13 protein-coding genes are annotated in these 14,773 nt (G+C 63.9%); 6 read left to right on the forward strand and 7 right to left on the reverse strand.

Annotation, left to right across the window (positions count from 1 at the left end; all coding sequences use genetic code 11):
* Positions 1-17: 17 nt before the first annotated feature.
* Genes LZC94_22235 through LZC94_22265 form a run of 7 tightly spaced genes read right to left on the reverse strand, consistent with a single transcriptional unit; the run spans position 18 to position 7,956 of the window.
* Positions 18-1,361 (reverse strand): aminotransferase class III-fold pyridoxal phosphate-dependent enzyme, encoded by a 1,344-nt coding sequence (locus LZC94_22235; GenBank protein ID WXB19929.1) that lies wholly within the window; start codon positions 1,359-1,361, stop codon positions 18-20.
* A complete protein-coding gene (locus LZC94_22240) occupies positions 1,358-2,641 on the reverse strand; it encodes an aspartate aminotransferase family protein (protein WXB19930.1) in 1,284 nt (427 codons plus the stop codon). The genes LZC94_22235 and LZC94_22240 overlap by 4 nt, the downstream gene beginning before the upstream one ends.
* 6 nt (positions 2,642-2,647) lie before the next feature.
* Positions 2,648-4,030: a hypothetical protein gene (locus tag LZC94_22245; GenBank protein WXB19931.1), complete on the reverse strand. Its 1,383-nt coding sequence runs from the start codon at positions 4,028-4,030 to the stop codon at positions 2,648-2,650.
* Positions 4,027-5,055, reverse strand: a complete 1,029-nt coding sequence (locus LZC94_22250; GenBank protein ID WXB19932.1) for a UbiA prenyltransferase family protein — start codon at positions 5,053-5,055, stop codon at positions 4,027-4,029. Before LZC94_22250 ends, LZC94_22245 begins: the two co-directional genes overlap by 4 nt.
* Entirely contained in the window at positions 5,052-5,489 is a 438-nt protein-coding gene (locus tag LZC94_22255) for an SCP2 sterol-binding domain-containing protein (GenBank protein WXB19933.1), read from the reverse strand. The genes LZC94_22250 and LZC94_22255 overlap by 4 nt, the downstream gene beginning before the upstream one ends.
* Positions 5,490-5,504: 15 nt before the next feature.
* A complete protein-coding gene (locus LZC94_22260) occupies positions 5,505-6,857 on the reverse strand; it encodes an aminotransferase class III-fold pyridoxal phosphate-dependent enzyme (protein ID WXB19934.1) in 1,353 nt (450 codons plus the stop codon).
* Between the two features lie 25 nt (positions 6,858-6,882).
* Positions 6,883-7,956, reverse strand: coding sequence for a polyprenyl synthetase family protein (locus tag LZC94_22265; protein ID WXB20228.1), 1,074 nt, complete (start codon positions 7,954-7,956; stop codon positions 6,883-6,885).
* A 77-nt stretch (positions 7,957-8,033) separates the two neighbouring features.
* Between LZC94_22265 and LZC94_22270 the strand changes: the two genes are divergently transcribed.
* From LZC94_22270 to LZC94_22295, 6 genes are all read left to right on the forward strand, one after another.
* Complete coding sequence (locus LZC94_22270) at positions 8,034-8,690, forward strand: isoprenylcysteine carboxylmethyltransferase family protein (GenBank protein WXB19935.1); 657 nt, start codon at positions 8,034-8,036, stop codon at positions 8,688-8,690.
* Between the two features lie 561 nt (positions 8,691-9,251).
* On the forward strand, positions 9,252-11,045 hold the full coding sequence (locus tag LZC94_22275) for a hypothetical protein (GenBank protein WXB19936.1): 1,794 nt from the start codon (positions 9,252-9,254) through the stop codon (positions 11,043-11,045).
* A 48-nt stretch (positions 11,046-11,093) separates the two neighbouring features.
* Positions 11,094-11,537, forward strand: a complete 444-nt coding sequence (locus LZC94_22280; protein WXB19937.1) for an SRPBCC family protein — start codon at positions 11,094-11,096, stop codon at positions 11,535-11,537.
* Positions 11,538-11,541: 4 nt separating this feature from the next.
* Positions 11,542-13,269 (forward strand): hypothetical protein, encoded by a 1,728-nt coding sequence (locus tag LZC94_22285; protein ID WXB19938.1) that lies wholly within the window; start codon positions 11,542-11,544, stop codon positions 13,267-13,269.
* 11 nt (positions 13,270-13,280) lie between these two features.
* Positions 13,281-13,706 (forward strand): hypothetical protein, encoded by a 426-nt coding sequence (locus LZC94_22290; GenBank protein WXB19939.1) that lies wholly within the window; start codon positions 13,281-13,283, stop codon positions 13,704-13,706.
* A complete protein-coding gene (locus LZC94_22295; GenBank protein WXB19940.1) occupies positions 13,703-14,629 on the forward strand; it encodes a hypothetical protein in 927 nt (308 codons plus the stop codon). The genes LZC94_22290 and LZC94_22295 overlap by 4 nt, the downstream gene beginning before the upstream one ends.
* Positions 14,630-14,773 lie beyond the last annotated feature (144 nt).

Below are 14,773 nucleotides of genomic sequence, written 5' to 3' on the forward strand. Positions count from 1 at the left end.
GATTCGTTCGTCTCGGCCTACGACAGCGACTTCAGAATTCCGCGCAAGAGGGGCTTCGGCAGATGAAATTGGACCTTGGCCGCCTGGTTGGCCAAATCGAGCGCCAAGCCCGGCACCCGATCGAGCTCCTTGAGCGAATCGTCCAGCGCGTCGCCCGCGCGATCGATCTCCTCGCGCGTGACGATCAGCGGGGGGAAGAAGCGCATGACGGGGCGCGGGGTCATGGGGTTGGTCGAGAGCCCGGTGACGACCCTTCGCTTGAGCATTTGAAGCCACACGGCGTTCTCCACCATGTTGTTTCGAAGCTGAATGCCGGTCATCAAGCCGATGCCCGGCGCGCCCAATCCCAACTTGGGATAGGCCCGCGAGGCCTGCGCCAGGCGCTGCTGCAGGTACGGGCCGATCTCCGCCGCGCGCTGCACCAGCCCCTCGTCGAGGATCACCGACAAGGCCTCCGACGCCACCGCGCACGCCAGGGGCGATCCGCCCGTATCGCTCATATAGAGCAGCGGATCGGCCGCGGACAGCTCGGCCACCTCGTTGGCGATGGAGTCACGCACCACCGCCGCGGCCATCGATACGTGCCCGCCCGTGAACCCCTTCGAGAGGATGAGCACGTCGGGGACGATGTCGTCGTGCTGGAACGCGAACATCTTCCCGGTGCGCCCGAAGCCAGTTTGCACCTCGTCGCAGACGAAGACCGTGCCCGTGCGGCTGCACATCTCACGCACCTCCGCCAGGTACCCCCGCGGCGGCGTGGTGATGAACCCTCCCCCGAGCACCGGCTCGAGGAGCACGGCCGCGGCACCATCCCCGATGGCCTCCTTCATGGCGCCCACATCGCCGTAAGGGACGAAGCGCACGTCGGCCCAAATCGGCTCGAAGGGCTTTCGCAGATAGTCTTGCCCGGTCACCCCCATCGCGCCCACGGTCTTGCCGTGGAAGCCGTGGTGCACGGCCACGAACCGCGTTCGCTTGGGGTTGCGGAGCGAGGCGATGCGCAGCGCGATCTCCACCGCCTCCGAGCCGCTCCCGCACAAGAACAGCCGCTTCAAATCGCCGGGCAAGAGCTTTCCGAGCTTGGTCGACAGCTCCGCGGCCGCCTCGTGAATGGCCAGCTGCGGCGCGGTGGCCAGCTTGTCGAGCTGGCGCAGCATCACGGCCTGGACGCGCGGGTTGGTGTGGCCGATGCTGAAGACCCCGTAGCCGCAGGCGAAGTCGAGGAACTCCTGCCCGCGATCGTCGTAGACGCGCGTACCGTGCGATCGCGATTCGACGGGGCACTTGGCCATGTCGAACAGGAGCGCGAGCGTGGGATTGTAGTGTGCGTCGTAAATGCGACTGATTTGCTCGTGGTTCAAAGTTGCACTCCCGCGCCGACACCGTTCATCGGCGCCTTCTCGTTCAAGACCGCATCGAGGGCCGCGTCCAGCGCCGCGAGCCCGGTCTGAAGCTCGCTCTCCGACACCGTGAGCGGCGCCCGCACCGCCACGTGCCCGGCGTTCACGGAGGGATCGGGCGCGAACACCCGCACCATCACGCCGCGCGCGAGGGCCGCCCGCTGCAGCGCGCGCGCCGTCTCGGTGCCGCCCGCCAAGGTGATGCTGCCGAAGAGCCCCTGGCCGCGCGCCCGCGTGACCACCCCCGGGTAGCGCTCGGCGAGGCTGGTGAGGTGGCGCTGGAGCTTTTGCCCCAAGATGGCCGCCTTCCCGGCCAGCCCCTCCTGCTCGATGATCTCCAAGGTCGTCAAGGCGGCCGTGCACGCCGTCGGGTTGCCGCCGGTGGTGTTGGCGTGGAGCAACGGATCGCGCTTGTCGTAGACTTTGTCGTTGATGGCGCGCGTGGTCACGTAGCCGCCGATGGAGAGCATGCCGCCGCCCAGGACCCCGGCGAGCACCATGATGTCCGGCACCACGCCGTCGTGGTCCACGCCGAACATCTTTCCGGTGGGCCCGAGCCCGGTGATCGTCTCGTCCGCGATGAGCAGCGCCCCCACGTCGGTGCAGCGGCGCCGCACCGCGCGCAGATAGCCGGCGGGCGGCACCGCCACCTCGGTCGCCAGCTGCACCGGCTCGAGGATGACCGCGGCCACCGACTCGTCGACCGCGCGCTCCATGGCCCCCACGTCGCCGAACGGCACCCACGAGGCCTGCACCGGACGGCGCGCTGGATCGCGCATGGGGTAGCGCAATTTCTCGATGCCCGACACGGCCAGCGCGCCCGTGGTGGCGCCGTGGTAGCCGCCGATGGCGGAGACCACGCGCGTGCGTTTGCGGTGGTAGCCCTTGACGAGCTTCAGCGCGCCCTCCACCGCCTCGGCGCCTGCATTTCCAAAGAAGGAAACGGCCAGATCGCCCGGCGTCACTTGGGCGATGCGCTCGAGGAGCCTCGCCAGAGGTACGCTGTAGAACACGCGCGACGACAGCGGCATCTTGCGCACTTGCTCTTTTACGGCTTCCAGAATGCGCGGGTGGCCGAACCCAAACCCGCCCGAGGCCAAGTCGACGAGCTCTCGCCCGCTCTTGGTCTGAACGGTCGCACCCCGCGCCGAAACGGCCACCTCGGCGTCGAGCGCGAGCAGGCCGCGGGCGAGCTGCGGCGGCATCCCAGTCGAATAAGCTTCCCTGACGTCGTCGAGCATCGAAATCTACCTCACTTCCAAGTGGGCCGGCGTTGCCTGGATGGATCGTCGCTCGGCCATGTATTGGCCCGCGGCGAGGCCGAGCAGCTCGTTTGCACACGAGCGAACGGCGTCGTAGCGAGCAAGCTCGGACTTTGCTTTCTGCGCTGCTTGCTTGTACGAAGGCTCTTTGAAAATGCGCCCCACGGCCGCGCGCAGGTTCTCGGCCGAGAGCTTCTTCTTGTCGATGCGAATACCACAGTTGCGCTCCACCAGCCGCTGCGCGAAGTCCAGGTGCTCGTGGTTGAGCGGCACGGCCACCGCCGGCACGCCGCGCGCGAGCCCCATCATCGTGGTGCCTGCCCCGCCGTGGTGCACGAGCACGTCGGCGCGCGGGATCATCATCGAGTTGGGCAGAAAGCTCTCCACGATGAAGTTGTCCGGGGGCTTCGGCAAGCGCGAGGCGACATAATCGTCTTTGTACGCGCCCACGCTCACCACCACCGTGTAAGGCTGGTCTCCGAGCGCCTCCATGATGGTGGTGTAAAAGTCGATCTCCATGCGGTTCGATAGGGTGCCGATGGTGGCGTAGACGAGCGGCCGATCCGAAGGGATGCGCTCGAGCGACCGAGGCGGCGCGTAGTCTCGAGGCTTGTCCCAACAGTACGGCCCCACGAAGCGCACGTGCGCCGGCCACGACGCGCGCGGCGGCTCGAACTCGGGCGCCACGAACAAGAGATAGAGGTGCGGCGAGACCGGGGTCGCGAAGAGCGCGTCCTCGATGGCGGGCAGCCCCGCGCGCACGCGCGCCTCGTTGATGACGTCGTCCAGGGACATACGGAACTTGCGCATTCCCCACTTCATCGCCTTGTTGCGCATGCGCTCCAGGCCCGACTCCGGCGGCGAGAGCCCCATGGTCCATGGCAAGCTGTCGTCGGACTCCACGAAGCCCGTGTGCACGGAGAACGTCGCCCAGGGGACCCCGAGCTTCTCCGAGGCCATGGCGCCGGCGAGCACTTGATCTTTGACCCACACCGCCGACGGATCGTACTTCTGGAACACCGGAATGGCGTACTTCAGCCAGTGCTCGTAATAAGGAATCAAGTAATCGCGAAACAGCGACTGGAACGCCCGGTACTCCAACAGGAAATTCTTGGGCGTCGGCACCTTCCCCGGCAGCTTCAGCGGCGGCGCGGACACCTCCAGCACGTCGAGGCCCTCGTCGCGTAGGATCTGCGCCGCGTCCAGGGCCGGGATGATGTCGTTGGAGCGGTTGATGAACCCGTGAAAATCGAAGACCGCGAACTTGACCTCGTGACCGCGCGAGGCGAGCTCGCGGGCCACGGGGATGGTGCACCCGAGCGGCCCCCACGAATCCGCAATAATGAACAAAAAGCGGAATCTGCTCATGACTTCACACTCTGTACATTGGTTTGACCATCGTCCAGCAACGCCGATGCTTTGTCGGGAAGAATGTTCTCCGGAATGATCGTCTGCGTATACAAAGCCAGGAGCATGAGACACAAGATGATCGCCAGCGCGTGATCCACGCGCACCACGCCGGCGATGAGGGCGGGAAAGGACAAGCACTCGGCGATGCGCCCCGCTTGCAGCGCGCTGTAGCCCACCTTCGCGCTCGGCTCCTCGTAGAGGCGCAGACGGCTCCAGATGGTCAGGGCGCAGGCCGGAACCAGCGGGATGAGCGCCCCCGCGTGTGCCCAGCCGATGACCACCGATCCCGCCTGCACCGCCATGCCCGCCACGCCGCACACCAAGGCCACCGCGATGGCCGGCTTGGGGCCGATCACCACGGGCAGGACCCGCTCTTGCTCGGACGTCTCCCAGAGATCCTTGAACGACCCCACCACGTTCATGTTGATGTCGCCCAAGAAGATCCCCGCGGCCGAGATCCACGCGAGCGGCAGCACCTGCCCATGAACGATGAGGGAGCCGTAAAGGGGTGTCAGGGCCAGCGCCCCCGGCATCATCAAATGATGAAGCACCGTGTGCTTCTTCAACGCCGAGTATTTGCGCGTGAGCGCGAAGGCCCCGAACACGGGGAGCACGGCCATCGGCTCGAGGGCCAAGCTCACCACCGCTAGGATGACGGCCAACAAATGGCCGCCGAAGAGGACGCTCGACGACTTCAGCTTTCCGCTGGGAATGGGGCGAAAGGGCGCGTGCGTGGCGTCCGACGCTCGATCCTCGTAGTCATTGAAGGACTGCGTCGAGGCCGAGCCTACGATCGCAGCGAAGATGACCACCAGGAATCGAAGCGTCGGCTCGACCGGCGCAGCATAGGCGCCCGCCAACATTCCACATAGCGGAATGGGGACGTTGTAAATTCGAACCAGGTCGAACCACGACCGCGCCCACTGCCCTGGGCCGGGGCGCGACTCGTGCACCAACGGCCCATTCACCAGCGGACTGCTCAATGTGCGGATTCCGCGTCAGCGAAACGCGAGGGCATGCCGCGCATTTCTTTGAGGATGATTTCGGGCGTCTTGAGCTGGAGCATCAGGCGGAACAGATGCCCGCGGAGCTTGATTTTGCCCATCATCACCGCGGTCAGGATATCGTACTTGCCCGCCAGGATATCTTTCCACACGGGGTACTTGCCCAGGAGCGTGAACGTCGCCTGCTTCTTGCCCGCTTCGTCCGTCAGGTGAACGTCCTTGATGGTGCCGCCCGTCGGATCGAGCGCGATGTTCACGTCGCTCGCCAGCTGGCCGGGCTCCGCCATGATGGACATGACGAGCGTGCCCTTCCAGTTCTCGCTCGAATCGCGGTAATCGGTCCGCGCGTTGAGCCGATTGGCGAGCTCCTGCGCCCACTCGAGGGACGGAAATGCGAAAGTACTAGATTCCATCTTTTTCCCTCACCTCTATTGAACGAAGCCCGACTCTTCGAGCTGGCTCTTCTCGACCGAGTTTTTGAGCGCCTGTTTGAACGCGTACTCGTAGGCCTCGCGCGACGAGGCATCGAGCTCGCGGTAGCTGGCGAGCGAAGCACCCAGCGCCTGGCCGACCCGCACCAGATCCTCGTGCCGGGCGTTGAGCGCGGGGCTGATTCGAATCATGTCGATGCGATTCAAATGCGGCGCCACCAAGATGCGGTGCTCCCGGATCATCTGCGGGAACACGAAGAACGACGCGAGCCAGTCGGAGAACTCGATGGTCCACATCATCCCGACGCCGCGCACTTCCTTGATGATGTTCGGGAACCGCTGCGCCACCGCCCGGAGCTCCGCGCCGAGGACTTCACCGCCGCGCGCCGCCTGGCCCGCGAGATCCTCCTCGACGATGACGTTCACCGCCGCCAAGCCCGCCGCGCACGCCATCTCGCCGCCGCCGAAGGTGCTGGTGTTGAAGATGAGCCGCTTGCTGATGGCGTCGGCCACCCGCTCGGAGTACAGGGTCGCGCCCAGCGGCATCACGCCGCCCGAGAGGACCTTGCCCATGCAGATGATGTCCGGCGCGACGCCCGGGTGGTGGTCGATCCCCCACAGCTTGCCCGTGCGCCCGAGGCCCGTCTGCACCTCGTCGTCGATGAAGATGGCGCCCGTGCGATCGCAGCGCTCGCGCAGCGCCGCGAAGTAGCCGGGCGGCGCCATTTTGGAGCCGAGGCCCGCGTGCACCGGCTCGATGATGATGCCCGCCGTCTTCTCGGTGATGGCGTCGAGCGCCGACACGTCGCCGAACGGGATGAAGCGAACGCCCGGGAGCAGCGGCTCGATGCCCTCGCGGAAGTGGCGCATGCCGCTGACGGCGACCGCGCCCACCGTGACCCCGTGGTACGACTCGACGGTGCTGATGATCTCCTGGCGCCCGGTGGTGAACTTGGCGCACTTGAGGGCGACGTCGACCGCCTCCGAGCCGCTGTTCGAGAAGAACACGTTCTTGACGCTGCGCTGCGGGGCGATCTCGATCAAGCGGGCGGCCAGGTCGGACTGCGGCTTATTGAAGAAGTACCTGGCGTTCATCGGCATGCGGTCGAGCTGATCGCGCACCGCTTGGACCACCTTGGGGTGACGATGCCCGATGCCGAAGACGCCCATGAAGGACAGCGCGTCGTACCAGGTCTGGCCGCGCATATCGCGGACCTCGTTCCCGTGTGCCTCCCACTCCACCACGTCGCCCAGGGTGGCCTGCATGTAAAAGCCGAGACCCGGATCGACGTGTTCTTGATAACGCTGCACCGTTTGCTCGATAGTGCGCTCGATTTCTTCGTTCTCCATTGCCTCTCCGTTTGCCCTGTCTAAGTCATTTTTCACCAGGCACCGCGGTGGCGGCGCACAGGCGTACCATCATCTCGAGTGTCTTCAACGTCGTGCCATCGGGGTGGCCTCGCAAGGCCGAATACAAATGCTCCAGTGTTTCGTCGCGGTATCGATCGGCGATCTCGCGACATGCCGAAAACACCTCGGCGTTCGCGAGCTCGGACGTGACCTCGCCCACCTCGGCCTCCGTGAGGAGCGGAGAGCCCTTCGGTGCCGCGATCAAGGCCTTGAGACGCGACGAGGCGCGCTCCATGCCGATGACCAAGGGCAGCGACGGTTTTCGCAGCTCGATATCGCGTCGCGACTTCTTCCCCGTCTCCAGGGGATCTCCCCAGATGGCGCGGATGTCGTCGCATACTTGATACAACATGCCGAAGCCGAGCCCGAACTGGCCGAAGCTCCTCTCCATCTCCGGGGCCGACCCGGCGACCAGCGCCGTTGCAGCCGCGAAGCACTCGAGGGGCGCAGCCGTCTTGCGCTCGATCATATCGAGGTACTCGGTGCGTGTCATATCGGCACGGGCGCCGACCATATCGGAGTGCTGACCTTCGGCCATGCGAAGATAAGCATTCACGTAACGATCGGTGGTCTCGATGGCAACTGCCGACGAAACGCCTTGATGCCGAAGTTTGAGAAGCAAGTCGAAAGCCATACCCACCATCGCGTCACCGACGTTGATGGCTTGATCGATGCCGAACTTCATCCAAGCCGTGGGCCTCCCCCACCGCATCGGCTCGGAATCCTGAATATCGTCATGAACGAGGCTCGCGTTATGAAGCAGCTCGGAGGCCAACATGAGTGTCGTCAGGACATCGCCCTTGGCACCCATGGAACGGCCGATGAGCAAGCAAACTATCGCGCGCAGCCGCTTTCCGCGTGCGTGCAAACTACTCTCTGCTTCGCCATCACCGTTCGGCTGGAGCCCCAGGTGATAACGAATCATTTCATAGTGTGATGGGGGCTGCGCGAACTTACCAAGATAAGAAGCCAGCGCCCTATCGACCTGCTGGATCTCAGCAGCGAACGTTGATCGCAAAGTGCTCATTGTGTCTTGCATAAACACCGTACCGACGTCACCATACGACCGGGTGAGTCTAACGCAATAGAAAATCGACACAATGGATATCGCGCGCCATGGAAATCGAAATTACCGAAATTAGTAGACGGTTGATCGCGGGGTTCCTGATCTACATCGCAGCAGGGATTCGATTTTACTACGAGGCGAAGACGAAGGTCCGCCCCGTGCGGACGGAGACGGTGCGGCACCTCCCCGTTGCCCGCAGCGCCGCGACGATATCGAGTTGGAGCTGGTTCATGATGCTGATGATCACGCCGATCCCCGGCGTGATCCCGCTCGATTCGGTGGAAATTACGCCTCCTTTGCTGGCACGTGCGCTGGACGTCACCGGCGCGACGCTCCTCGCTCTGGCCACGGTGATGTTCTATGCGTGCCATCGCGCACTGGGAGAATTTTGGGCTGGCGCGCCTGGACTCAAGAGAGACCACGGGCTCGCGGACACGGGGCCTTATCGCTATATCCGACATCCGATGTATACCAGTTTCTTTCTTGGTTACGTCGCAGCGGCATGCCTCTTGCGCAGCTGGCCTTTTCTAATCCCTATCGTATTTGCGCCAGGGTTCTACGTCATGGCGCGCGTGGAGGAGGGCATCCTCGGCGCGCACTTCGGTGAAATCTATGCCACGTATTGCCGGACGCGGGGAATGTTTTTGCCTCGTTTCGTCTCCGACAAAGCACGGCTCGATCCGCTCGGGCGCGGGAGTTCTTCGTGAGGAGCACGATTCCGCTCCTCGTGTCCCTCGAATTGACGACAGTATGTTCCAACGGGGGATCCACTCACGCCATTGCCGCACATCACGATCCGGCGAATGGCGCGCAAATCGGCTTTCCCCGTCATTTCACGCGCGTCGCGTGGGGATGCAGTCGTTTCCACAACAACAGTCCACGCACACGGCGACAAGTCGCGCGCTACGGGTTTTGGGGCTCGAACCGTGGCATTAATTGGCATTTAGTAAAGTGTTAGGATTCATTGCGCGGGAGCGCGCCCATCGGCCGCCCTGACGCCCCCAGATCCCGCGCACGTCCCCGGATTCGAGCTCTCGACACGGCGCGCGGTGATGATTACGTCGACCACCACGCTCGTCGCGCACCAGGCGTGTTTTAGTGGTCTTACTGGTCTTGGTGGTCTTACTGGTCTTGCGCGTAATCCTAATTTTTTCCTAAAGGCTTTCTCTGCCTTTCGCGATCATTTAGGGTCGTTTCTTGGTTTTTCCTCGAGAAAGGAAGCGATGAACCAGCTTATCGAGCAGGCGATCGGAAGAGGAGTGAATCGCATGCGGGCCTTGCAGTCCGCAGAGGGTTATTGGCTCGCGGAGTGGCGCTCGCTCGCCGTGCTGGTGGCCTATGGCACGGCCCTCGTCGCGTGCGGCCACCATCCAAAATCGCCCGTTTTGTCCGATATATGCGATCAAATCGAGACGTACGCGAAGCCCGGCGGGGGCCTCGCGCACTGCCCCGAGTCCGACGCGCAGCCGCAGGTCACGTATGACGCGTGGCTCTTGCTCCGCCATTGCCGGCCCGACTCCCGCGCCGTTCGCGCGGCCTCCCTCTATTTGAAGGAGACGGGCCCCCTCCCGCTGTCGCCTTCCACGCTGATGCAGCGCTGGATCCTCGAGCCCTCCGCCCGCGCGGAGATCGCGAACCATCGCCCGCCGCGCCCCGCCGTTCGCGATTTGCTCGCTGCACATGTCACGCCACGGCTGGTGCGCGCCATGTCGACGCACAAAGCGCTCGAGCGCGGCTCCGGCAACAAGCAATTTGCGCGGCTCTTTTCCCATCTGGCCACGACGTGTGTCTGGCCATCGGTTCGCGAGAAGCCGTACGCGCTGTCGCCTCCTTCCATACTGGGAAATGGGGCAGCCCTCCTGGCGCTGCAGCAGCGGGCCGGGAGCGATCGTCCACTCTCGGCAGGACACGAAGCCTCAGCCGCGCACCTGGTGCCGTACCTCGAACGATATCTGTACCCCGATGGCTCCACGTACTATTTGCTTTTTGCGCCACCGCTCCTCGAGTATTTGCGGGCTTATGGCCGCGAGGAGGACGCCAAACGCTTCGTGGGCGCCATCGAGCGGGTCGGCTACCGCGCGGGTGGCTACGTGCGCACGACCATGGTGGCCACCAATGTCATCGAGACCAGCCTGACGGTGCTCGCCATGCTGGAGCTGGGCGCGGAAGAAGACGATCCCGCGATCGTGCGCGCCTGCGAATTTTTGCATCGCGCGCGGACCCCAAGCCGCATTTGGTCGTGGTCGTGGGAATCATCGTCAGGGTCGTTCGGACATCGCGATTCGGACAGCGACGACAGCGGCGCGGCGCTCATGGCGTTGCAGCGGGCCAAAAGCCCTTATGCCACGGCCCACCGCGATGAAATCGTCTCCGAGCTGTTTCGTTTTCAGCACGAGGGCGGCGGTCTGCTCACGATGGATCCGAGCGTGTGGCTTGCGAGTCCACTGACCCCTTCGAACAACTCGCGCGCCATCCAAGGACTGCTCGGGCTCGGCGTTTCCCCCGAGGATCCGCGGATCGTGCGCGCTTGCCAATGGCTGCTCGAGCAACAAAAGCCGGACGGCAGCTGGTTCGATTTCTGGATAAGCGGCGCGACCTACGGAACGACCTTGGCGCTCGAGGCGCTGGTGGCCGCGGGGTACCGCTCCCCCGGCGATCCCGAGATCGAGCGCGCCCTCTACTTGTTCGTTCGCACCCAGAACAACGACGGCGGCTGGGGTTTCGACTGGTACGGTACACGCACACGCGAATCCAACGTCGAGCACACGGCCATGGCGGTGTATGGACTTTGCAAATTCAGCCGGCCCAGCGCTCGCCCCATGAATGCCATCGAGGGCGCCATGCGATTTCTGCTCGAGCAGCAAAATGCCGATGGATCTTGGCCCTCGTCGTACGTATGCAATTATAGCGGGTGGGAAGGCTACACCTCATCGCACTACGCCTCGGTCTTCGCCCTGCGCGCCATTGCGGCTTATCTCGAGCTGTCCAAACAACATCTATTGCGAGCCCCTCAGCTCGTGCGCAACCGGCGGATTCAGAGCCGTAAGATGACAGCTACGTGATTAACCGTCGCCTCATCGGATCCGAGACGAGAAAGAATGGAACGAACCATGCGCACCGAGGTAAGCGAATCCGTCGTGGTCGACGTGCCCATGGCGAAGGTATGGCACCATTACGACGACCTCGAGGCATTCCGGCGATGGGCGCCAAATGTGGTCGACGTGAAGGTCATCGGCGAGACGCGCCGCTCCTTGGGCGCACGAATGCAATTTACGCTGAAGTTCGGGCCGTTCCATCAAAAGCTGGATGAGACCATCACACGCTACGAGCCGCCTCGTGCGAGCTCGCTTACTGGGCGCGCGCCCGGGTGGACGTACGAAATGGCCCTCGACCTCGTCGAGGAGCCGGGGGGAACACGGGCAACGTATCGTTGTCTTTCCGACTACTCTCGTATCATGCGTCCTCTCGTGCCGCTGCTCGATCGAATGAATCGTCGAATGCTTGGTACGGCGCTCGCCGCGCTAAAGAGCGCCGTCGAAAGGGAGAGAGAGTGACGTCATGCCGGTACTGGGAATCTCGGGGGTGGCGCACGACGCCACGGTAGCTCTCGCGTACGAATCGAGCGGACAAGGAGTCACCTACGCCATCGAGGAGGAGCGATTGTCGCGCATAAAAAACGCGCTCGTATTTCCCTCCTCCGCGCTGACCCACGTGCTGGAAACGCACGAGCTCCGCCTCCACGATCTCCAGAAAATCGCCTTTTATGCCGACTCGCGGCTGGATTTCGGCTGGATGGGCAAGCTGGTCAAGTACAAGAACGGCCATAAGTCGGGCGACATGCTGCAGCTCATGGCCAGCAAGCACGCGGCCGAGTTTTACATTCAGCAGTCGTTTCTCTTCCAGCTGCGCGAATACGCGCGGGTGCGCAACGAGCAGCTGCCCGAGGTGGTATGCCTGCCGCACCACTTGACGCATGCGGCGGCGGCATATGCCACCAGCTCCTTCGAGCGAGCGGCGATTTTGGTGGCCGACGGACTCGGTGGCGAAGCGTGCACCACCTCGTATGCGGCAGGGCCCACGGGCTGCGAGCGTCTGGGAAGCATCGATTTGCCGCACTCGCTGGGGCTCCTCTATGCCGCCGTCACCCAGCACTTGGGGTTCAAGCACACCTCCGACGAATGGAAGGTGATGGGGCTGGCGCCCTACGGCGAATCGGATCGAAAGCTCGATCGGTTCTTCCAGGAGCTGGTGCTCCTTCGCCCCGATGGCTCGTACGCCATCAATTCGCGTTACACGCAATGGCATAAAAATCCGTTCACGTTTGGCTCTCTCTTCGCGGAGAGCGTGGCCGAGCACCTGGGGCCGGCGCGAAAGCCCGACGAAGAGATCACCGACCGCCATCGCGCGGTGGCGCGCGCGCTCCAGCATCGGGTGGAAGAGGCCATGTACCATGTGCTGCGCCACCTCCACGCGCGCACGAAGATCGATTCGCTCTGCCTGGTGGGCGGCGTGGCCCTCAATTGCGTCGTAAACGGCCGTATACTCGCGGAGACGCCCTTTCGTCAAGTCTATGTGCCCTATGCACCGGGCGACGCCGGGGCGGCGGTCGGCGCGGCGCTCATCGCGGCCAAAAAGTGGCCCACGTCCGACTTCGACCCGACACCGTATTTGGGTCCGGCCTACTCCAACGAGCAAATCCTGAACGAGTGCCGGCGCGCCAAGCTGTCGCCCCGTGAAATGTCCGATCCCTACGGCGAGACGAGCCGACTGATCGCCAAAGGCGACATCGTCGGCTGGTTCCAGGGCCGCATGGAGTTCGGCCCCCGCTCGCTCGGCCACCGCAGCATCCTCGCCGATCCGCGGCGGGCGGAGATGAAGGACCGAATCAACTCGGCCGTCAAATACCGCGAAGCCTTCCGGCCTTTTGCGCCGGCGGTGCTCTCGGAGCGGGCGTCCGATTGGTTCGAAGATCTGGTCCCGTCACCGTACATGTCGTTCGCGCTTAAGGTGCGAAAGCCGAACATCCCCGCGGTCACCCACGTCGACAACACGGCGCGTTTGCAGACGGTGGACGCGAAGACGTCGCCGACCTTTCACGCGCTCATCTCGGCCTTCGAAAAGGAGACATCCGTTCCGGTCGTGCTCAACACGTCGTTCAACGTGAAGGGCGAGCCCATCGTGTGCTCCCCGGCCGACGCCATTCGCTGCTTCTATTCGACGGGGCTGGACCACCTGGTCATGGGGCCATACCTCCTGTCGAAAGAGACGTCGAAGGTCGCCGCGTAGGCGCTCGGGCCATGAAGCTCCGCTCCACCGCCGTCGGCGTCTCCCTGGTCTGCATGTTGGGCGGATTGGGTCGATTTTTCCTCGATTGGCGCTTCGTTCCAGAATTCGCCGCGCCGGACGATCCGCCGGCGAAGGTGGCCTGGATGCTCCTCGGCATCCTGGTCCTCTTCGGGGTGTGGACGTGGGCCATCGTGCGCATGGCGCAAGAGAGCCGCGGTTGGACCATCGTCCTCGCCGCATTGAACATCGTGGTGAACTTCGCGTACTTGGGTGCAGGCACGGCGGTGTCCTTCTGCCCAACGCCGTGCACCACGATCTGGCCGCTGATGGAAATCATGATTTGGGCCAATTTGGTCATGGGCGTGGCGGCGGCCGCATTGAATCTGCTGCTGCTGCGTAAACCGGTATTGAGGGGAGCGAGGGCTCGAGGTACATGAAATCGCGCTGGCAACGGATTTTAGCGGGGATTGGTGTCGGGGTTCTGGCGCTCGTCGCGGCGGCGGGCGCGTGGGTGCTGTTCCAAGTTCGCGCATACGATGCGAGCGTGGAGCGCGTTTACGACGTGCCCGTCCCGCAGCAGGTCGTGCGATCGACCGACCCCGCCGTCCTCGAGCGCGGCGACCACCTGGCCCGCTCCCTCGGATCCTGCGCCAACTCCGAATGCCATGGATCGAATTTGGCCGGCGGCCACCCACTCCAATTGGGGCCGCTGGGGACGGTGATTGGACCGAACATCACACCCGGACCGGGATCGGCCGCCGCGGCCTATTCGGATGGGGAGCTCGTTCGGCTCATTCAACATGGCATCAAGCGCGACGGCCGCAGCGTTCAATTCATGCCGTGCCACGAGTTCGGGTGGATGCCGGGGCCAGAGGTGATGGCCATCGTCTCGTACGTACGCAGCGTGCCGCCCGTCGATCAGACGAGCGGAAAGAGCAGCCTCGGCACCCTGGCCAAGGTCCTCGATCGCACCGGCCAAGTCACCGTCGACGTGGCTCGAAAAATCGATCACACGCGGCCCACCGACGCGCCCATCACCCCGGAGCCCACCGCAGCTTACGGCGCCTATTTGGCGCGCGGTTGCGGCACGTGCCACGGCCAGGGCCTGAGCGGAGGACGCATCCCCGGCGCGCCGGCTTCCATGGCCACCCCGGCGAACCTCACGCCGGATTCGACGGGCCTCGAAAAATGGACCTTCGACGATTTTTCGAAGGTGCTCGATACGGGCATTCGCCCCGACGGACGAAAGCTCTCGCCAGACATGCCGTACGAGAACCTGTCCAAAACGAACTTGCTGGAGCGAAGAGCGCTCTGGGCTTACTTGCGGAGCCTCCCGCCGCGACCCTTTGGCAATCGATGAATTGGAGTCAGCTACGTTTGGGCACGTCCAGGATGGTTTACGCCATGTTCGATTTTCGACATCGAAGGGCGAATTAATTCAATCGCGTACATCGAGGGTTGCTCTCGAGTATTCATCTCTTATACTACTACGGTAGGCAGTCGT

The organism is Sorangiineae bacterium MSr11954, from assembly GCA_037157815.1.
Classification (GTDB): Bacteria; Myxococcota_A; Polyangia; order Polyangiales; family Polyangiaceae; genus Pendulispora; species Pendulispora albinea.